The sequence below is a fragment of the Archangium primigenium genome, from assembly GCF_016904885.1.
Classification (GTDB): Bacteria; Myxococcota; Myxococcia; order Myxococcales; family Myxococcaceae; genus Cystobacter; species Cystobacter primigenius.
In genome coordinates, this window is sequence record NZ_JADWYI010000001.1 from 5210570 (window position 1) to 5229537 (window position 18968).

Consider the following 18968-nt stretch of genomic DNA (forward strand, 5'->3'; position numbering starts at 1 on the left):
TTTTTCCCCTTTTTCGTTTGTCAGAAGGAGTTGAACCATGTCGCCCACCGTGTCCTTCGCCCCGAACGCGCCCGGCTACGACGTCGATCCCTATCCCGTCCTGGAGGCGCTGCGCACCCAGGCCCCCGTGTCCTACTGGACGGAGGGCCGGGGCTGGCTCGTCACCCGCTACGAGGAGTCCGTCGCCGTGCTCCGGGACGCCAAGCGCTTCTCGCCCAACCGCGCCGAGTGGGAGTTCGCCCACCAGCTCGGCACCGCGGCGACCATCCCCGAGCTGGCGGAGCTCAACCGGGCGGGCCTCTTCGCGCTCTCCGGCGCGGATCACGCCCGGGTGCGCAAGCTCGTCAGCCCCGCGCTCACCCCGCGCGCCATCGAGCGGCTGCGGCCGGAGGTGCTGGCCATCGTCGATGAGCTCCTCGACGAGGCGGCGAGCCGGGGGACCATCAACGTCATCTCCGACATCGCGGACCGCATTCCCCCCCGGGTCATCGGCTCCATGCTGAAGATCGCCAAGGGCCGCGAGGCGCTGTTCACCCGGTTCACCGAGGCGTCGGTGAAGAGCTTCCTGCCGGGCCTGGTGCGCCCCGAGGACGTGCCCGCCATGCGGGTGGACGTGCAGGAGGGCATCGCCCTGGTGCGCGAGACGATCGAGGATCGGCGCCACCACCCGCTGCCCGACGACATCCTCACCACGCTCATCCAGACGGAGGAGCAGGGCGACCGGCTCAGCACGCCGGAGCTGCTGTCGCTCGTGTCCGCGCTCATCGTGGGCGGGTTCGAGACGACCATCCACCTCATCGGCTTCGCGCTCTACAACCTGCTCAAGCGGCCCGCGCTGCTCGCCCAGGTCCAGGCCGAGCCGGAGCTCATCAAGGGCACCATCGAGGAGGTGCTGCGCCACGACAACTTCGGCAAGGTGGGCATCGCCCGCTACGCGCTCGAGGACGTGGAGCTGGGCGGCGCGCACATCAAGAAGGGGCAGATGCTCCTGCTCATGCTCAACAGCGCGCTGCGCGACGAGGCCGCCTTCCCCCAGGCGGACGTGTTCGACGTGCGCCGCAACACCAACGCGAGCATCGCCTTCGGCCACGGGCTGCACTTCTGCCTCGGCGCGAACCTGGCGCGGCTGGAGCTGCAACTCGTGGTGGGACGCATCCTCGAGCGCTTCCCGACGATCCAGCTCGTCCGGGAGCCCTCGTTCGGGCCCCATCCCGTCATCCGGAAGATGGAGTCGCTCGAGGTGAAGCTCAACGCCCGCTAGTCCCTTCGGCCCGGACCGTCTCTCCCCGAGGCGGTCCGGGCGCGGGGGCTCAGGGCACGGTGTCCTTGCGCGGCACGGAGGCGCCGCGCAGGCTCGTCACCTTGGCGTTGACGGCGTTGGTGTCCAGGTACGTGTCCTTGGCGAAGTACACCCAGTCCACGTCCTCGTAGTAGGTGCGCGCCTCGCCGGCGGGGCCCAGCTCGATGAACCACATCTGGAAGTCGAGGAACTGGTTGATGATGGGGGCGTACCAGGCCGGGTGGTTGGCCCGCTCCACGCCGTCGATGTGGTAGACGTTGCCCGAGGGCGAGGTGTGCAGCACGAGCGTGTGCCAGCCGTCGTGGCTGTAGCTGAGCTTGCGCTCGGGGCTGCCCTTGATGTTCCGGTCGAACGACGTGAGGAACATGGTGGGCGTGTTGCCCTGGCCCCAGCCGCCGTTGGGCAGGTACTCGTAGTCCTGCTCCGAGTAGTTGGGATCGCCGTAGGGCGCGATGGCGAAGAAGGTCTCCACGTACTTGTCGCCGAAGACGCGCGGGCCGGACAGCGTCGTGTCGCGGAAGCGGATGCGCGTGGCGTAGGTGCCGTACTTGAACTTCTGTGCCCGGGAGATGACCTCCGTGTGCGTGGTGCCCGCCGAGGTGCCGTTGGTGCCCGCCTTGAGGCGCAAGAGCCGATCCGAGCCGTCGGTCACGAAGGACACGTTGCCCGCGGTCCACGTCGCGCCGCTCACGCCAGGGGGGCCCGCGTACGTGCGCACGTTCCAGAGGTTGGTGAACGCCGACTCGCCCGTGCCGTTGTAGGTGAAGTCGTCGAAGAACTCCGCGCCCACCGTGGGCGGCGGCTGGGTGCTGCCCGAGGGCGGCGTGCCCCCGCGCAGGCCGGAGAGCGCCGCCGAGCCCACGTCGTGCACGGTGATCTTGCTCCAGGCGGTGGGCGCCGTCACGTTGCCGTACGAGTAGTCATCCGCCTCGTTGACGTTGGTGCCACCAAAGGTGATGCCCAGGTCGATGGGGCCGCTCGTGGCGCCCGCCGCCAGGCTGCCCGCGGCGTCGTTGAAGCGGATCTCCACGTACTGGTCCGCGTTGGTGGCGGACACGCTCGCCGTCGTCAGCGACAGGGCGGAGCAGTCCGGCGAGTTCCACCACCAGCACGCGGGCGTCGGCGTGGCGCCGTTCTTCGTGAACCAATAGCGCACCACCACGTTCTTGAGCGGGATGGCCGCCCCGGTGTTGTTGCGCAGCTGGATGCCCGCCTCGATGATGTTGTCGTTGGGCGCCGCGGCGTTGTAGTTCTGGTACTGCACGGTGAAGTCCGCCGTTCCGGCGAGACTCTCGCTCAGGGGCACCACCAGCGAGACCGCCGCCAGCAGGCCCTGCTTCCAGGTCGTCTTCATGGTTCAGGGCTCCTTGTCCCGCGAGGCGGGGGCCTCTTCCGGGAACGTGTTCAGGACAGACAAGAGCCCTTAACCGATTTAATCGGGTTTTTCCACGATGTCGGTTTGATGTCTCGTTTTTCCGAGCGCCGAGAATCCGGGGGGGCGGACGCGGAGTGTGACCCGACTCCCCGCGCGCCGAAATACGGAAAGCGAGGACATCATGTGAGCTACCATGTGTTCGCGAATGAACACCGACCACTTCTTCACCACGGGCCAGCTCCACGTCAGCCGGGGCGAGCCCTGCGAGGACTACGCCTTGTCGGGCGCGTTCGACACGGACACGGTCTACGGCGCGGTGTCGGATGGGTGCTCGGGGATGGAGGCCCACACCGACGTGGGCGCCCGGGCCATCTGCTTCGCCTTCCAGAAGGCGCTGCGGCCGCGCAGCCGCGAGCCCCTGCAGGCCTTCGGGCCGGCCTTCTTCCCGGCGTTGAAGGGCGAGTTCCAGGCCAATCACATCTCATCGGATCGGCAGGACTACTTCGCCTCGCTGGTGGGCTTCGTGGCCAACCCCCGGGAAGCGGCCATCTACCTCTTCGGCAGTGGCGCCTACGTGCTGCGCTACGCGGATGGCCGCCACAAGGTCGTCTGGTTCGAGTGGGACGGCAACGCGCCCTTCTACCTCAACTACTGCCTGCACGAGGATCTGTACCGGGAATACGTCGGCGACATCCAGAAGGGCATCGACGATCCCGCGCACGAGCACTTCATCGTGTTCCGGGTCGCGGAGGATGGACGCATCCGGGTGCTGGAGTCGGGCTCGCTGCGGCACGAGTTCGATTCGCTCGAGCAGGGCCATGTGGCGTGCTTCCGTCCCGTGGACGAGGGCATCGAGGCCATGGCGGTGATCACCGACGGCATCTTCAAGATGGGCCAGGTGCAGGCCCCGGAGGTCGTCCGGGAGCTGCTCACCTTCGAGGAGCGCCGCGGGGGGTTCGTCAAACGTCGGTTGACCCAGGTGCTGGAGGCCTTCGCCCAGCAGGGCAGCCTCCCGCGCGATGACCTCGGCATCGCCTGTGTCTGGTTCGGCGCCGAGTAGATTAGGCTGCGCGCCCATGAAGGCCGAGAACCGCTGTCCCCACTGCACCCAACCGCTCCACTCCTTCCAGGTCACCAGCCCGGTGGGCACCGAGGTGGAGCTGCGCGCCTGTGGCCCCTGCGGCAAGGTGTGGGCGCCCGGAGGGCACCTCCAGCGCGCGTTTGGCACCAAGGCCCAGCACCACATGGTGGGCGGCTCCACGTCCCACTCGTGCGTGGAGTGCCGCATCCTCCTGACGCCCTCGACCCTGGGCTCGGGGGCCACGGCCGAGGTGTGCTCGGCGTGTCAGGGCCTGTTCCTCGACGCGACGGAGCTGACCGCGCTCGGGATCGCCCGTCAGGCGCCGCCGCCGGCCCTTCCCGTCATCCGCCCGCCGCCGCCCGTCGCGTCGCGGCGCGAGGTGCTGCTGGAGGTCGCCGGGCAGGAAGAAGAGGACGACGAGGTCGACGAGGAGGAGGAAGTGACGCCCGTGCCCTCCGTGGTGGTGCGACACGAGCCCCCCGAGCCCGGGACCTTCACGTGCGTGGAGTGTGGCCAGCGCAAGCTCCTGCGTGAGGGGCAGGCGCTGCGCGACGGGCTGGCCTGCCGCGACTGCATGAAGGCCCGCGCCCGGGGCTGACCCGGGCGGGGTGGCTCAGCCGATGATCATGTCCTCGCGCTCCAGCTTGCCCTCCTGGAAGCGGCGCAGGCTGAAGCGGGTGAAGAGCTCGTCGGACGCGCCCGACGTCATCCACGCCGCCATGCGCTCGGACACCGCGGGCGCCATCATGAAGCCGTGGCCCACGAAGCCCGAGAGCTGGAGCATGTTCTCCAGGCCCGGCGTGCGGCCCAGCACGGGGCTGTTGTCCGGCGTCACGTCGTAGCAGCCCGCCCACTGCCGCAGCACCTTCACGTGCCCCAGGTTCGGCAACTGCTCGGTGAGCGCCCGCGCGAAGCGCGACACGAAGCGCAGCGTGGAGCCCATGTTCAGCCCCGCGGGCTCCAGCGCATCGCCCATGCCGCCGACGATCTCCCCGCGCATGGACTGGCTGAAGTACAGCCCCGAGTCCAGCACCGACACCAGCGGGCCCAGGAAGGGCTTGAGCGGCTCGGTGCTGAGGATCTCGTGGCGGTGCGGCTCGTTGGGCAGCTTCACGCCCGCGAGCTTCGCGACCTCCGGGCTCCACGCGCCCGAGGCCACCACCACCGTGTCGCACGCGATGTCGCCCCGGTCCGTCTTCACCTTGCGCACGAGGCCGTCGGACTGCTCGAAGCCCGTGACGGTGGTGAACGTCTCCACGGCGATGCCCGCCTTGCGGCACGCATTGGCGTAGCCCCAGAGGAAGGGCCAGGGGAAGATGACGCCGTCCTGGGGGTTGTACGTGGCCGCCTGCGCGTCCTTGAGCGTGAGCCCGGGGACGATGTCCCGCGCCTCGTCCAGGGTGAGCAGGCGCGTGGGCACGCCGTGCTTGTTGTGCAGCGCCGCGTTGCGCTCCAGGCGCTGGGCCACCGCCTTCGTCTTCGCCATGAAGAGGTAGCCGCCCTGGCGCAGCCACACGTTGATGCCCATGTCGCGCGCGAAGCGGCCCATCAGCTCGATGGAGCGCTTGGCCAGCTCGATGTTGGCCGACGTGCCCCACTGCATGCGCACGCCGCCGCCGTTGCGTCCGGACGCGCCCGCGCACAGGTAGCCGCGCTCGAGCACCACCACGTCCTTCTCGCCGCGCAGCGACAGGTTGTACGCGAGCGCCAGGCCCAGGATGCCGCCGCCGATGATGACCACCTTGGCCTTCTTGGGCACGGGGGCCTCGGGCCGCAGCACGGGCGGAAAGACGCTCATCTCCTCGAACATGCCGCCCACGGGCGCCTGGGTCTCGTCCACCGGCAGCGACGCGAGGACGGACAGCTCCGTGGGGTAGAGCGGCGGCCGGGGCGTGAAGGGCAAGAGGCCCTCGGGCTTCTGCGCCTTGTCCTTGGCGAGCAGCGCCGCCACCGCCGACAGGCAGCTCTTGCCCTGGCACACGCCGGTGCCAAAGCCCGTGAAGCGCTTGACGGACTCCACGTCGCGAAAGCCCTTGGCGACCGCGTGACGGATGTCGTCCACCGTCACGTCCTCGCACGAGCACACCATCTGCTTGCTCATGACGCACCTCCCGCCAGCTCGCGACTCAGGGCCTCGGCCGCGCGCTGGCCCGCCGCCGCCGCCTGGGCCGTACTGCCTCCGCCCGTCACGTCTCCCGCCACCCACACGTCCGCGGCCGCCGTGCGCCCGTCCGCGTCCGCCACCACCGCGAACACCTCGCGCGCCTCGTCGAACTCCACCTTCGCGCCGCCCTGGCGCGGCAGCTCGAAGCTCGGGCTGGGGCCCACCGCCACCAACACCGCGTCACACGCCACCTTCACCCGGCGGCCCGACTCGCTCTCGTAGCTCAGCGCGCTCACCGACCCGAGGCCGTGCGCCTTGGGCGCGCCGCCCCGCACGCTGCCCGCCGGGGCGCTCGCGGGCACGGGGCCCTTGAGATCCACCACCGCCGCCAGCTTCGTGCCCTGGGCCTCCATCAGCCGCGCGAGCGCGTACAGGCCCTCGCCCGAGCCCACCAGCGCCGCCACCGCGGGCGCCACGCCATGGCGGCGCGCCAGCAGGCTCGCCGCGTGGCCCGAGTACACCCCGGGCAGATCGTTGTTCTCGAAGGGCAGCATCGGCGGATGGCCCCCCGGCGCGAGCAGGAAGCGCTCGGCGTACACCCGCAGGAGCTGGAGCCCCTCGGGGCTCTCCACCACCACGGCGAGGAAGCGGCCCTCCGCGTCGTCGAAGAGGCCAATGGCCGTGGCCCGCGTGCGCACGCTGTCCGGGGGCAGGGCGCTCGTGTCGGGCAGCGCGGGCGCGTCCGGCTCCAGCGCGCCCGTGAGGTGCCGGCCGCCGGGTTGGGCGTCCCGCTCGAACAGGAGGAAGGACACGCCGCGGGCCGCCAGGGTGTGGGCCGCCGCGAGGCCCGCCGCGCCGCCACCCACCACCGCCACGCGCACGCGCACGATGCGCGCGGGCATGCGCGCGGGGGCGGGGGCGTCGGGCAGCAGGCCGAGGCCCGCCAGCTGGCGCGCCACCTTCGCCATGACCTGCTCGGCCACGGGCATGCCGGCGAACATCTCGTGGTGATCCAACCCCTTGGGGAAGAACCAGTCGATGGCCTCGAACACGTCCACCTTCGCGGAGGGGTAGGCGTTCTGCCGCTCGAGCTTCATGCCCGCGCGCGCGGGAACGCGGCACGTGTAGACGTTGGGCACGCCATCCACGCGCATGAGGCAGTGGGAGCACGCCCCGGAGAAGCAGTAGGGGCCCCGGGCCCGGTGGTACTTGATGGAGCGGGCGAGGACGGACTCTCCAGCGGCGACGAGCGAGCAGGCCACGGGCTCGCCCTCGCGTGCCGGGACCGACTCACCCTCGAGCTCCAGGGTGATGGACTTGCCGCGCGCGGCGGCATCAGGGAGGCGACGCATAGGGTGCGCGGACAATGTCCCACTGGCCCCGAGTGGTCAAAGCCTCCGCGAGTGGTGCGTCGCGTCAGCCGCGCCGCGCGTTCCCAGGAGAGGGGCCGATCGAGCGGGGCCTCCCTGGCCTCGCGGCTTTCTCCGGGTGTGGGCGTGCATACGGTCGTGGATGCAGCCCCACGAACTCACACCTGGAGGGACACGCGATGGGCATCGAAAGAAACCCGAATGGGCGAGACGCGCGGAGCACGCAGTCGCCAGGGGACGCGCGGAGCGCGGAGCGCCCCGACAACCGCAAGAGCATCGACTTCCTGCGCAACCGGGGCGAGTCGGAGGTGAAGCGCGACCTCGTGCTGAGCGAGGAGGAGGAGCGGAGCCTGGAGGACACGCCGGTGGATCAGTCCCGGTCGGGTCACTAGGCGCGCCGCTCCCGCCCCTCAACCCCGTGCGCGCTCGTTGGGGAAGATGGGCTCGGGCATGCCCTGGGGGCGGATGCCGAAGCGGGTGCGCATCACCGCGCCCAGGGACACCAGCAGCGCCAGCACCGTCACGACGTTGCCGAGGTACGGAATCTGGCCGAGTCCCAGCAGGACGAGCAGGCCCAGCGCGAGCACCAGCGCCTGGGTCTTGGACGCCGGGCGCAGGGGGAAGCGGGAGCCGAGCTCGCTCGCCACCGCCGCGAAGCCCCACACCGTGAGCACCGGCACCACGAGCGCCAGGGCCAACGCCAGGGGAATGCCGACGATGGTGACCGACAGGATGAGCAGGGCGGGCACCAGCAGCACCGCGCCCATCAGGCCCAGCAGGCCGCTCTTCACCGGCTCGTTGCGGATCTCGGCGCTCAGCGCCTTCATCCGCGAGGGGAAGAAGAGCTGGCCGAGAAAGCCCATGCCGAAGAGCATGGCGAAGCGCAGCAGGAAGGAGGCGAGTGTGCCGCCGCGCTCCGGCTTCTCCTCGTCCTCTTCCTCGCGGGCGTCCTTGAGCGCGTCCTTGATCTCACCGGACACCATGCGGCTGATGCTGGCGCCGCCCAGGGACTCGATGGAGCCCTCGACCTGGGCGCCCGGCTGGCGGGTGACGCGGCCCCCGAAGGACGACACACTGCCCTCCACGGAAGCGCTCGGGCCGAGCTCCGCGTTGCCGCCGAAGACGACCACGTCCCCCTCCACGTGCCCGTTGAGCTGGAGGTTGCCGCCGTAGACCACCGCGTCGCCCTCCACGTGGCCGTCGATCACCAGGTTGCCGCCGTAGACGATGGCGCTGTCCACGGACTCGCCCTCCTTCACCTCCAGCGAGTGGCCCCGGGCCACCATGCCCTGGCCTCCCTTCCGGGCGCGCTGGTGCAGCTTCTTCATCTGAGCGTGCACGCGCCGCTTCAGGTCCTTCTCGTTGAGCAGGGCGCTGTCGGAGAAGTCATCGGGGGGCGTGACGGCCGAGGGGACCGGCGGAGGCGCGGGCGCCGATGGGCTCGCGGGCGCCGGAGGCGCGGGGGGCGGCGCCACCTGGGCGCGGGTCTTCTCCGCGTCCGTCATGGCGCGCAGCGTGTAGATGCCGCCGTCCCGCTCCAGGTGGAGCGAGTAGGCACGGGCCATGGTGCGCAGGGCCTGGTCGGCGCTGACGCCCTTGAAGTTCACCTCGGTGGGCGTGTCCAGCGCGCCGGTGACCACCACGTTGAGCTCCCCCTCCTCGGCGATCTTCTGCAGGGCGTCGCGCAGCGTGCCGCGAAAGCGCAGTTGGATCTCCTGGGCGGAGTCGTCGGGGGTGGACTGGGCGAGGGACAGGGGGGCCGCGAGCAGGGCGGCGGACAAGCACAGGCGTCGGGCGGTCTTCATGGCGTCACTCACGCTTGGGAAGGGGGGAGGCCGTGGCCGGCCAGCCGCTTGATGCCGAACAGGGAGGAGAACAGGAGCAGGGCGAGCATCACGGCGGCGGGGGCCGCCGCGGTGCTCCAGACGGCGTGGGCGCCGCCCCGGAGGGCGTCGAAGGTGGCGCGGCTGTCCACCAGGAAGCGCGCCAGCCCCATGCCCGTGCTGCGCAGGGCCGCGTCGTTGGTCGCCAGCACGCCGAGCGCCACCACCAGCGAGGCGGCGAGGATGGCCAGCCCCGTGAACACCTCGCGGCGCTGGGGCACGGGCTCGGCGGCCACCCGCGCCATGACCTGGTGCACGAGGTCCGGCGGCGGGAGGGGATCCGACAGCCGGAAGAGGTCCTTCTCCAGCAGGCGGTGCTCCTCGAGCACGGCGGAGCACAGGGGACAGTCGCGGGCGTGCGCCAGCGCGGGGCCCGGGCCTTCTTCCAGCTCGGTGAAGAGGGCCTCGAGGTCCGGGCACTCGATGGACTCGGATGTCATGTGGGCTCCTCCGGGCTCATCTTCTTGCGCAGCTTCTCCCGGGCGCGAAACAGGCGCGCCATGATCGTCCCGGGCGCGCAGCCGAGCAGCTGGGCGATCTCCTTGGTCGTGCGCTTCTGCACATAGTAGAGCGCGAGCACCTCCCGGTCGTCGGCGGACAGGGTGGCGAGGGCTTCCTCCAGGGACTGGCGCTCCTGGCGGGCGATGGCGCCCTCCTCGAGCGAGATCTCGTCGCTCGCGAGCACGTCCTTCATCGGCTCCAGCTCCTGGGTGCGCACCTTGGTGCGGCGGCGCAGCAGGTCCAGGCACAGGTTGCGGGTGATGGCCATCACCCACAGATCGAAGGGGCGCGACTCGTCGTACTTGTTCAGGTTCTGGTAGGCGCGCAGGAAGGCCTCCTGGGCGACCTCGGAGGCCTCGGCCTCGTTGCCGAGCAGGCGCAGCGCCAGCCCGTACACGGGGCGCTGCACCCCGCGCACGAGGGACTCGAAGGCCGAGGGATCCCCCCGGCGGGCGGCCACCACGTCGGCCTTCCAGGCCGGAGCGGGCGCGTCATCCACCATCCGCATCCCGATGGCCCGGGCGAGGTCCGCGACGTGTGCTGCGTTGAGGGCGAGAGCGTTCACGCCCTGGATTACGCGGGCGCGTCCCCCCCATTGCACGGGAAGGGGACACGGCGCTCACGATCACTTTTTCTTCCGGGATTCCGGGCGCTTGGCCGTCTGCTGCTCCCGCGCCTGGACCTTGGCGTCCTTTTTCTGGCGCTGGCGCTCGCGGAAGCCCAGGGGCGGCGTGGGCTCCACGGGCTCGGGCTTCACCACGGGCTGGGCGAGCCGACCCACGGCGGAGTCCGAGGGAGGCGGACGCCGGGCGGCCTGCCGGGCGGGGGCGGCCCGCTTGGAGGGCGCGGCCCGCCGGGAAGACTCGGCCGGGACAGGGGGCTCGGCTCGCGCGGAGGGCGCGGCCTTCCGGGAGGACTCGGCCCGCCCGGCGGGGGCGGCCCGCCCGGCGCTCGGGGCCGGGGCGCGGGGGCTGCGCGGACCCCGGGGCTGGTTGCCCGCGAGGGGGTCGTCCTCGCGCTCCTCGGGGGGCGTGTACCAGCCCTCGCGGATCTTCTGGGCGCTGTCCTCCTCGTACTCGAAGTGGAACAGCCGCTTGATGACGAGCGTGGCGTAGGCGCCCGGGGGCAGGGTGAAGGCGATGTTCGTCTTGAGGTAGCCCCGGTTGAGATCGTCCTCCTGCACGCGCCCGATGACGAGCTTGTGGGGGATGACGACGGTGGGGCGCTCCTCGTGCTTGAAGTAGAGCAGGCGCGGGGACTCCTCGATGCGCAGCTGCTCGAGCGACAGCTTCTCGCGGCCCAGCACCCAGTCCACCGCCTTGCGCTTGGTGGGATCCTCGACCTGCGAGGTGGGGGCGAGCAGCGGGAAGGTCGAGTCGCGCAGCAGGCTGAGCGTCTCGGGGTCCGCGTCCCGGTGGAAGAGCAGGGTGCCCGCCTGGTACTTCATGGGGAAGAGGTGCTCGCGCGGCAGCAGCTCCTGGAGGTAGCGCCGCACGCCCTCGTTCCAGAGGTAGCTCTGGTAGGTGAACAGCAGCATGGCGCGGTAGTCCGCGTCGATCTGCAGGAAGGCGCGCACCCAGTCGCCAGGGTAGTCGCGCAGGGACTTGAGGACGCGGTGGTACTTCTTGGTGCCCTCGAAGGGCACCCGCGCGTCCCAGCGGCCCCAGTTGTCGCGCCAGAAGGCCTTCACCTTGGCGTCGTCCGAGCGGTCCAGCTCCGAGGGGCGCGCCAGGTAGTTGTGCAGCGCGGCCTCGAAGTCGCCCCGCAGCAGATCCTTGGCGATGAAGCCCTGGCCGTGCTTGAGCGAGCCGAAGCGCTGGCTGTCGAAGTAGTTCACCACGCCCAGGCGGTTGATCTCCGCGGCGGCCACGTTGAGCGGCCCGATGGAGTCGCGCGTGAGCATGCGCACGGTGACGGCGAAGCGGTTGGACGTGATGTTGGCGGACGAGAGCGCCTTGTCCGCGCGCCCCAGGTACTTCAGGCGCAGGTCGGGCTCCTGCATGTCCACGTCGGCGCCATCCACCGCGATGAGCTGCTCGGTGCGGCCCTGCTTGTCCTTGAGGCCGCAGTAGGAGATGGAGCCGGGCTTGAGGCCGAAGGCATCGCGCAGGCGATTGGCCGCGTCGAAGGTGGACAGCTTCTGCTTGTCCATGAGGTAGACGCGGTAGCGGCCTCCGGCCACCTCGTCGAAGCGGTAGGACTCCTTGACGGAGAAATCCTCGGGTTTCTGCTTGATTCGCACGAGGGCTCCCTTAACAGCCGGAGTGCCCCGAGCGGAAGGAGCGAATGTAGGGGACCTGACAATGCCGGGCCCGGCGGCCTATGGTCGGCGGCCTTCCATGCGAACCGCTCTCCTGCTCGCCCTCCTGCTGTCGACTGGCTGTGCCTCCACGCTGTCCACCTTGCAGACGGCCAAGCCCCTGGCCCGAGGCCAGGTCCGGGTGTCCGGCGCCACGGGCGTCTTCGTGCCCGCGGGGCAGCTGGGCTCGCTCATCTCCCAGGGCATCTCCGAGGGGCGCGCCATCCGGGACGCCGTCGCCGGCGGCAAGCCCTACCACCTGGACGAGCGCGAGGCCCAGCGCCTGCTGGGCGTGGGCGTGGCCCTGGCCGTGGCGCCGCCGGGCCCGTCCAACGAGTTGATGATCCGCACGGGCCTGCTCGCCTCGCATGGCCTGGACGTGGGCCTGCGGCTGAGCACCACCTCGCTGCGCTTCGACGCCAAGGCGCGCCTGGCCCATGGGGGCGACGCCGAGGACGACGACTCCCTCCCGGACTACCGGCGCAAGTCCTACGACATCGCGCTCGGCGCGGCCGTGGCCCGCCACCTCTTCAAGAGCCCCGTGCTCGATGCCCTGGAGATCGTGCAGATCAACGACTTCTCCCGGTGGGATCTGGAGGTGCCGCTCTACCTGAGCGTGGACGTGGGCGACGTCTTCAAGCTGTACGGGGCGCCCAAGTACATCTACAGCCGCACGTCGCTCGACTCCAAGCTGGTGGACTACTCGCGGGGGGGCCAGGACGTGTCGGGCTTCGATCTGGGACTGCCGGCGCGGGTGTCCAACCACTTCATGGGCGCCAGTGTGGGCGTGGCGCTGGGCTTCCGCTACGTGCACCTGTACGCGGAGCTCACCGGGGGCTACAGCCACTGTCGGCCCGTGCTCTTCGGCCAGGCGCGGGACCTGGGCGGGGTCACCCTGTACCCGGCCGTGGGCATCGCCCTGCAGAACCCGCGGCCCTGGGGCGCCCGGGCGCGTCGCTCGGCCTCCGAGGTCCCGGAAAACCAGGGAATCGGCCTCTAATTCCGACCGGCAGGCAAGCGTCGTAACCGTTCCGGAGCCCGGAGCGCTCTGGTAGTGTCGCGCCGGTGACACCGGAATCCGGGCCATCGAGGTCTCACGCGTGAGTCAAGGATCCCCTCCATCCACGAAGTCCGCGGGCACGCGGGGACCGTTCCTGCGCGGGCGGTTCCCAGACGGGTCGACGGGGGAGTTCGCGCTCGGTCCTTTGACCACCTTGGGGCGCCATCCGTCCAACACACTGCGCTTGGTGGACCGGGAGGTCTCCAAGGAGCACGCCACCATCGAGCGGGTGGGGCGCGACTTCATCCTGAGGGATCTGGGCTCCTCCAACGGCACGTTCGTCAACGGCAAGCGCGTGACGGAGCTGCGGCTGCGCGACGGGGACGAGATCAGCCTGGGGGCCTCGCGGCTCGTGTTCCACTCGGGTGAGGCCGCGGGCCTGGGCGCGCCCTCGAGCGCGGCGGCGCTCGCGCGCACCCCCCGGGTGACGGTGGTGGCCCAGTCCCACTCGGCGCCCGCCTTCCTCGCGCAGATCGATCAGCAGGGGCCGCCGCAGAACTTCCGGCCCGCCGAGCAGATCCAGGAGCTGGCCACGCTGCGGCGCGAGTACGAGAAGCTGCGCACCGCCTACGAGTTCCACCGCACGGTGAGCCAGCAGGGCAAGGGCGCCGACCTCTTCGAGCAGATCCTGGAGGTCTCCTTCGAGCTGCTGGCGGCCGACCACGGCGTCATCCTCAAGCCGGCCGCGGACGGCCAGTTCACGGTCATCATCGCCGAGAAGCACCGCCCGGGCAGCCCGCCCAACGTCGTGGTGTCCGCCACGGTGCTGCAGAAGGTGGCCGAGACGCACAAGGCGGTGCTCATCGCGGACGCGATCATCGACGAGCGCTTCTCCTCCACGGAGAGCATCGTGGCGCAGGGCATCCGCTCGGCCATGGCGGTGCCGCTCCTGGCCAAGGGCAAGCTGGAGGCGGTGCTCTTCCTGGACTCGCGCCAGCAGTCCAACGCCTTCTCGGAGAAGGACCTGACCATCTTCTCGGGCATCGCCGCCCAGGCGAGCATCGCCCTGGAGAACGCGGCCCTGGCCGCCCAGGTGCAGTCCGAGGCCATCACCCGCGCGGAGCTCAGCCGCTTCCTGTCGCGCGCGGTGGCCGAGGCGGTGATCCGCGGCGAGACGGAGGACCTGCGCCAGAGCCGGCTCGCCGAGGTGACGGTCCTCTTCGCGGACATCCGCGGCTTCACCACCCTGTCGGAGAACGAGTCTCCGCAGGAGGTGGTGAGCATGCTCAACGAGTTCTTCAGCCTCATGGCCGGGGTGGTGTTCCGCCACGAGGGCAACCTGGACAAGTTCATCGGCGACTGCGTCATGGCCGTCTGGGGTCCGCCCTCGCAGCACCCGGACGACCCGGCGCGCGCCCTGCGCGCCGCGCTGGAGATGCAGGACGCGGTGGAGGTGCTCAACGGCTCGCGCGTGGCCGTGGGCAAGCGGCCCATCGAGGTGGGCATCGGCGTGAACACCGGCCAGGCGGTCGTGGGCTACATGGGCAGCACCGAGCGCCATGAGTTCACCGCCATTGGCGACACGGTGAACACCGCCTCGCGCCTGTGCGGCCTGGCCCGGGGCGGCGAGGTGGTGGCCACCGACAGCACCGTCTTCAAGGCGGGCACGGGCTTCGACGTGGAGCCCCTGCCGACCACCCAGGTCAAGGGCAAGGAGCGGGGAGTACAGCCCTACCGGGTGCACGGCGTGGAGAACACCACCACGTCCACGGCCCCCCGTCCGCGATGACGACCCAGTCCTGTCCTCAGTGCGCGCGCACGCACCAGGTGAGCACCTTGCGCGAGGGGGCCGAGGTCCCGTGCGCCTGTGGCGCGCACTTCGTCGTGCGGGCCTCCCGGATGGACCTCTCCGCGGAGTCGGGCCTGGAGGGCACCCTGGTGGCGAGCCCCGCCGTGGTGCTGCCGGGCTACACGATGGAGCGCGTGCTCGGCCGGGGCGGCATGGGCGAGGTGTGGCTCGCGCGGCAGATGTCGCTCGGGCGCAAGGTGGCGGTCAAAGTGCTGCCGCCCCGGCTCGCCAAGGATCCGGAGTTCGTGCGGCGCTTCGACAAGGAAGCCACCGCGCTGGCCACCCTCAGCCACCCCAACATCGTGCAGATCATCGATCGGGGCGTGGCCGGCGAGCACTACTACTTCGTGATGGAGTTCGTGGAGGGCCGCTCGCTGCGCGAGGTGATGCACGAGCTGTCCCCGCCCGAGGCGCTGCGCGTGGCGCTGCAGGTGGCGCGGGCGCTCGAGGGCGCGCACGACAAGGACATCATCCACCGCGACCTCAAACCGGAGAACGTGCTGCTCAACGGGCGCGGGCACGTGAAGGTGGCGGACTTCGGCCTGGCGGGCATCCGCCGCGCGGACGTGACGGGCCCCCAGCTCACCGCCACCTCCGTGGCCATGGGCACGCTCAACTACATGGCGCCCGAGCAGCGGCGGGACGCCAAGAGCGTGGATGGGCGCGCGGACCTGTTCTCGCTGGGCGTGGTGCTCTACGAGATGCTCACCCGCGAGGTGCCGGTGGGCCGCTTCCGCCTGCCCTCCGAGCGCGTGCCGGGGTTGGATCCCCGCGTGGACGACGTGGTGGAGCGGCTCTTGGAGAACGAGCCCGCGGCGCGCTTCCCGAGCGCCCACGCCACCTGCGAGGCGCTCGAGGCCCTGGTGACGAGCGTGTCGTCCTCCTCGTCCCCCGGTGAGGGCGCGCTCCACGGCCCCGCCGAGCGGCGGGTGGAGCGGGGCCGGTGGTCCTCGGGCTGGCGCTCCCTGCGCACGGCGCTGGCGGGGGTGGGCGCGGTGGCGCTGGTGCTGGGGCTCGTCCGCGCCACGTCGGACGGGCCCGTGTTCATTCCCTTGCCGTGGGGTGGCCGGGTGATGATCGGCTCCACCATCCGCATCGATCCTCCCTTCAGGCCGTGGCCCGCCAACACCAACGGGGATCTGTTCGTCGGCGCCGTGGTGGACGAGCTGTCCGACGGCCGGGCGCGCGTGGGGGTGGACTTCATCCTGGGCGAGGAGAACATCAACGCCCATGCCGGCACCTGGTCGCTGCAGGACGGCCACCTGCACGTGCTGCAGGGCGGCAACGACGCCAGCGGCGGGCAGCTCATCCCCCGGGCCTACCTGGCGCACCGCTACTTCTCCAGCGACGACTTCTCCGCCGAGGCCGTCATGAGCGCCAAACCCCTGGGCCGGGGCTACCCCCGCGAGGATCCCGACGCGCAGCACTACGCCGAGCTGTCCTTCCGCGTCACCGGCATGCAGGTCTCCATCTACGCCATCCCCAACGCGGGCATGCGCCTGAGCTGGCGCTACACCACCACGGACGGACGCGCGGTGGCGGGCAACAGCTCCCAGGACGTGGCGGACCTCGTGCAGGACGAGACGCCCATGCCGGCGGGGCCCTTTCGCGTGAAGCTCACGCTCAAGAAGATGAAGAACGGCGTGGAGGCGGAGGCCTTCATCAACGGCTCCTCGGAGCCCTTCGCCCGCAAGTTCCTCGAGGGCTTCCAGGGACGCTCGGCCAAGGTGGCCATGGGCTGCCGCAACCTGGAGTGCACCTTCGATGATCTGGTGGTGCGTGGCCTCCAGGCCCGGAAGGGTGGAGACCCGTCCCTGGCGGAAACCCGACAGGAGTAGCACGGCCGCCCGGCGTGACCGCGTCCGTCACTGGACGTCCCCGTCCGCGGCGCCTGCCCTTGCGAGCCTCGCGCCACATCCTCACCTTTGACCCGGTCGGGGGCCGTGGGGACGGTCCCAGGGAGTGGACTCGGGGGCAGGGGGAGCCATGGATTGGCGGTTGGCATTCGCACCGCTCTACGCGGCGGGCCTGGGGGCCCTGGTGGTGGCGGCGTTCGCCTTTGGACGCAAGGACGCGCAGGCGTTCTCGCCCCGGGGGCCGCTCGCCTGGTTCGCGCTGCTGGCGGTGATGTTCGCTTTCGTGGCCTTGCGCTACGGCATGGGGCCGCTCACCTGGGTGTCGCTCGGCGCGGTGGGCCATGGCGTGGGCGCGGGGCTGCTCGTGGGCGCCGCGGGGCTCGCCGTGGTGGGCTCGCGGGTGCGGGGGCGCGCGGATGCGCTCAAGTCCGAGGCCCCCCGGAGCATCGACGAGGGCGTGGCCGCCCTGCGCCGGGGAGAGACGCCCCATTGGGGCGTGTACCGGGGTCGGCTCGGCGCCAGTGACTCGGTGACGTCGCCGGGCGGCGTGGTGTGCGCCTTCTACGAGGCCGAGGTGCGCGCGGTCCGGGCGGATGGGAGCAAGGGCTCGCTGCTGTCCGTGGAGCGCGCCTACGCCCCCCTGTTGCAGATCAAGGGCGAGAAGACGGAGGCGGCGCTGAGCTTCTCGCCCCGCCTGATGCTCGCGCCCCAGCAGACCCGGCCGTGCCTGCTGGGCATGCCCGCGGAGGCCGGCTCGGCGAACGTGCCCGTGGAGGGCCTGCCCGCCGAGGAGGCCCTGTCCCACGAGCGCGTGGGCAAGCTCGGCGAGGCGTGCCTGGTGGTGGGCGAGTTGCGGCCCGGGCCCGTGCGCGGCGTGTACGAACTGCGCGGCCGCCAGGGCGGACCCGCCATGGTGATTCTGGGCAACCCGGGCGAGAGCACGGGCTCTCAGTTGTCGCGCCGGGCGTGGCGGCTGTTCGCGGCCGCCGGCGGTCTCACCGTGGCCGCCGCGTGGATGTTCGCCAGCTAGTCGGCACGCGTCCTCAGGGATTCGTGCTGGGGATGCAGCCCCACTGGCTCAAGTCCTCGGACACCGTGGCGCACTCCCACCCCTCGGCGCACGCGTCCGCGCGCCGGGGATCGCACGACTGGAAGCACGTGCTCTCGGTCGCGCTGCCCATGCCACACACCTGGCCCTCGGGACAGGTGTTGCCCAGGAGTGGCTGACAGCGCTGGGCACACCAGAACACGCCCTCGCTCCGGAAGGAGCGCAGGTTGCAGCGCTCGCCCTCGCCACAGGGGTTCTCGGGGCACTCGCCGCGCACCGTCGCCAGGCATTTGGAGTCCGTGTCGTTGAGCCGCTTGCAGCGCTGACCTCCGGGACAGCCGAGGGTCTGGCAATCCGCGCGACAGGCCGGGCCCTCGAGGCTGTCCTCACAGGAGTATCCGGTGGGGCAGCTGTCGGGCTCGCCGGGCCGGCAGCGCTTGCCACAGTGGCCCAGCAGGCACACGAGCCCCTCCTGGCAGGAGCCCTCCGGCGAGACATAACCCAGATCACACGCCTCGCCCTCCGCGCGCTGACCCGCGGGCATGCACCGGCGCACCACCACGCCCGACTCGCCCCGCGTCAGCGCCCGGCACACGCTGCCCGGAAAGCAGTGGGCGTCCTCCTCACACTCCGAGGCCATGCATTCGTGGCGTCGGGTGCTCCGGTTGGCGGCGCATCCCTGGCCCGGAGGACAATCCCCATCCACCCGGCACTCGCCACAGTCGAGCGCGCCCGAGGGCTCCACCGTGCAGCGCAAGCCCGAGGCGGGAAGGCCGTCGTCGGAAGGTGGGGCGCTCGAGGTGCCGGGGAGCGCGGAGGAGGCGGGGGCCTCGCGGGGTGGCGCGCCGAGCGAGGCCACGAAGTGCGCGGCCCTCATGTTGCCGCGTGGGGTGGGGGCCTCTCGTGCGCGGGAATGCAGGCCAGTCGTCGTGCTCGGGACCGTGCCCGGGGACCAGAGCGTCCGGGTGAGGGCGGGCGCCGCTCGGCGGGGGGCCGCGTCCAGCGCGACCCGTCCGTGTTCAACGGGCCGCTCGTCGAGGGCGGGGGAGGCGAAGACGAAGAAGCCGAGCACGAGCATGCCGGCTCCCGCGAACGCGATTCCAAGGCGACCGGGGCGTGAGGTCATGGGCGGGCCAGCTCAGCAGGTGCCGAATCCACAGCACTGCAGCTGGCCCCCATCGGATGAGCATCCGCACGGTCTGCACTGGTAGCATTCGGGGGGCAGGGCCTCGGCGCTGCTTCCGATGAGCGCGCCCGCGAGGCCCGCGGTCAACAGCCAATAGAATACGCCCGTCTTCGCGT

Annotated in this window: 16 protein-coding genes; 8 read left to right on the plus strand and 8 right to left on the minus strand. The window is 71.2% G+C overall.

Features of this window, described 5'->3' with window-relative positions; translation table 11 throughout:
• Positions 1–37: 37 nt before the first annotated feature.
• A complete protein-coding gene (locus I3V78_RS21435) occupies positions 38–1261 on the plus strand; it encodes a cytochrome P450 (protein ID WP_204490317.1) in 1224 nt (407 codons plus the stop codon).
• Positions 1262–1310: 49 nt separating this feature from the next.
• Here the strand turns inward: I3V78_RS21435 and I3V78_RS21440 are convergent, their stop codons facing one another.
• The gene (locus tag I3V78_RS21440) at positions 1311–2654 is read right to left on the minus strand and encodes a cellulose binding domain-containing protein (protein ID WP_204490318.1); all 1344 of its coding nucleotides are present in this window, start codon (positions 2652–2654) and stop codon (positions 1311–1313) included.
• Between the two features lie 214 nt (positions 2655–2868).
• Between I3V78_RS21440 and I3V78_RS21445 the strand changes: the two genes are divergently transcribed.
• Together I3V78_RS21445 and I3V78_RS21450 are read left to right on the plus strand one after the other, a co-directional pair.
• Complete coding sequence (locus I3V78_RS21445) at positions 2869–3735, plus strand: protein phosphatase 2C domain-containing protein (RefSeq protein WP_204490319.1); 867 nt, start codon at positions 2869–2871, stop codon at positions 3733–3735.
• A gap of 16 nt (positions 3736–3751) precedes the next feature.
• Positions 3752–4354 (plus strand): zf-TFIIB domain-containing protein, encoded by a 603-nt coding sequence (locus I3V78_RS21450; protein WP_204490320.1) that lies wholly within the window; start codon positions 3752–3754, stop codon positions 4352–4354.
• A 15-nt stretch (positions 4355–4369) separates the two neighbouring features.
• On the opposite strand, the gene I3V78_RS21455 is transcribed toward I3V78_RS21450, so the two are convergent.
• Together I3V78_RS21455 and I3V78_RS21460 are read right to left on the minus strand one after the other, a co-directional pair.
• Complete coding sequence (locus I3V78_RS21455) at positions 4370–5857, minus strand: FAD-dependent oxidoreductase (RefSeq protein WP_204490321.1); 1488 nt, start codon at positions 5855–5857, stop codon at positions 4370–4372.
• Positions 5854–7212 carry an FAD-dependent oxidoreductase gene (locus tag I3V78_RS21460; RefSeq protein ID WP_204490322.1) on the minus strand — a complete coding sequence of 453 codons (1359 nt, stop codon included), beginning with the start codon at positions 7210–7212 and terminating at the stop codon, positions 5854–5856. The genes I3V78_RS21455 and I3V78_RS21460 overlap by 4 nt, the downstream gene beginning before the upstream one ends.
• A gap of 197 nt (positions 7213–7409) precedes the next feature.
• On the opposite strand from I3V78_RS21460, the gene I3V78_RS21465 reads away from it, so the two are divergent.
• A complete protein-coding gene (locus tag I3V78_RS21465; RefSeq protein WP_204490323.1) occupies positions 7410–7622 on the plus strand; it encodes a hypothetical protein in 213 nt (70 codons plus the stop codon).
• 18 nt (positions 7623–7640) lie between these two features.
• Here the strand turns inward: I3V78_RS21465 and I3V78_RS21470 are convergent, their stop codons facing one another.
• The 4 genes from I3V78_RS21470 to truD form a co-directional block, all read right to left on the minus strand.
• Positions 7641–9035, minus strand: coding sequence for a bactofilin family protein (locus I3V78_RS21470; protein ID WP_204490324.1), 1395 nt, complete (start codon positions 9033–9035; stop codon positions 7641–7643).
• Between the two features lie 8 nt (positions 9036–9043).
• Entirely contained in the window at positions 9044–9553 is a 510-nt protein-coding gene (locus I3V78_RS21475) for a hypothetical protein (RefSeq protein ID WP_204490325.1), read from the minus strand.
• The gene (locus I3V78_RS21480) at positions 9550–10116 is read right to left on the minus strand and encodes an RNA polymerase sigma factor (RefSeq protein WP_420840456.1); all 567 of its coding nucleotides are present in this window, start codon (positions 10114–10116) and stop codon (positions 9550–9552) included. Before I3V78_RS21480 ends, I3V78_RS21475 begins: the two co-directional genes overlap by 4 nt.
• A 123-nt stretch (positions 10117–10239) precedes the next feature.
• Positions 10240–11856 (minus strand): tRNA pseudouridine(13) synthase TruD, encoded by a 1617-nt coding sequence (gene truD, locus I3V78_RS21485; protein ID WP_204490326.1) that lies wholly within the window; start codon positions 11854–11856, stop codon positions 10240–10242.
• A 97-nt stretch (positions 11857–11953) separates the two neighbouring features.
• Between truD and I3V78_RS21490 the strand changes: the two genes are divergently transcribed.
• From I3V78_RS21490 to I3V78_RS21505, 4 genes are all read left to right on the plus strand, one after another.
• Entirely contained in the window at positions 11954–12913 is a 960-nt protein-coding gene (locus tag I3V78_RS21490) for a hypothetical protein (protein WP_204490327.1), read from the plus strand.
• A 100-nt stretch (positions 12914–13013) separates the two neighbouring features.
• A complete protein-coding gene (locus I3V78_RS21495) occupies positions 13014–14702 on the plus strand; it encodes an adenylate/guanylate cyclase domain-containing protein (RefSeq protein ID WP_204490328.1) in 1689 nt (562 codons plus the stop codon).
• A complete protein-coding gene (locus tag I3V78_RS21500) occupies positions 14699–16600 on the plus strand; it encodes a serine/threonine-protein kinase (protein ID WP_204490329.1) in 1902 nt (633 codons plus the stop codon). The genes I3V78_RS21495 and I3V78_RS21500 overlap by 4 nt, the downstream gene beginning before the upstream one ends.
• Before the next feature lie 160 nt (positions 16601–16760).
• Complete coding sequence (locus I3V78_RS21505) at positions 16761–17648, plus strand: hypothetical protein (protein WP_338023697.1); 888 nt, start codon at positions 16761–16763, stop codon at positions 17646–17648.
• Between the two features lie 13 nt (positions 17649–17661).
• Here the strand turns inward: I3V78_RS21505 and I3V78_RS21510 are convergent, their stop codons facing one another.
• Positions 17662–18744 carry a hypothetical protein gene (locus I3V78_RS21510; protein WP_204490331.1) on the minus strand — a complete coding sequence of 361 codons (1083 nt, stop codon included), beginning with the start codon at positions 18742–18744 and terminating at the stop codon, positions 17662–17664.
• Positions 18745–18968 lie beyond the last annotated feature (224 nt).

Coding starts and splice junctions, on each gene's coding strand:
- I3V78_RS21435 (WP_204490317.1), top strand. CDS start 38: ATGTCGCCCACCGTGTCCTTCGCCCCGAACGCGCCCGGCTACGACGTC.
- I3V78_RS21440 (WP_204490318.1), bottom strand. CDS start 2,654: ATGAAGACGACCTGGAAGCAGGGCCTGCTGGCGGCGGTCTCGCTGGTG.
- I3V78_RS21445 (WP_204490319.1), top strand. CDS start 2,869: ATGTGTTCGCGAATGAACACCGACCACTTCTTCACCACGGGCCAGCTC.
- I3V78_RS21450 (WP_204490320.1), top strand. CDS start 3,752: ATGAAGGCCGAGAACCGCTGTCCCCACTGCACCCAACCGCTCCACTCC.
- I3V78_RS21455 (WP_204490321.1), bottom strand. CDS start 5,857: ATGAGCAAGCAGATGGTGTGCTCGTGCGAGGACGTGACGGTGGACGAC.
- I3V78_RS21460 (WP_204490322.1), bottom strand. CDS start 7,212: ATGCGTCGCCTCCCTGATGCCGCCGCGCGCGGCAAGTCCATCACCCTG.
- I3V78_RS21465 (WP_204490323.1), top strand. CDS start 7,410: ATGGGCATCGAAAGAAACCCGAATGGGCGAGACGCGCGGAGCACGCAG.
- I3V78_RS21470 (WP_204490324.1), bottom strand. CDS start 9,035: ATGAAGACCGCCCGACGCCTGTGCTTGTCCGCCGCCCTGCTCGCGGCC.
- I3V78_RS21475 (WP_204490325.1), bottom strand. CDS start 9,553: ATGACATCCGAGTCCATCGAGTGCCCGGACCTCGAGGCCCTCTTCACC.
- I3V78_RS21480 (WP_420840456.1), bottom strand. CDS start 10,116: ATGGTGGATGACGCGCCCGCTCCGGCCTGGAAGGCCGACGTGGTGGCC.
- I3V78_RS21490 (WP_204490327.1), top strand. CDS start 11,954: ATGCGAACCGCTCTCCTGCTCGCCCTCCTGCTGTCGACTGGCTGTGCC.
- I3V78_RS21500 (WP_204490329.1), top strand. CDS start 14,699: ATGACGACCCAGTCCTGTCCTCAGTGCGCGCGCACGCACCAGGTGAGC.
- I3V78_RS21510 (WP_204490331.1), bottom strand. CDS start 18,744: ATGCTCGTGCTCGGCTTCTTCGTCTTCGCCTCCCCCGCCCTCGACGAG.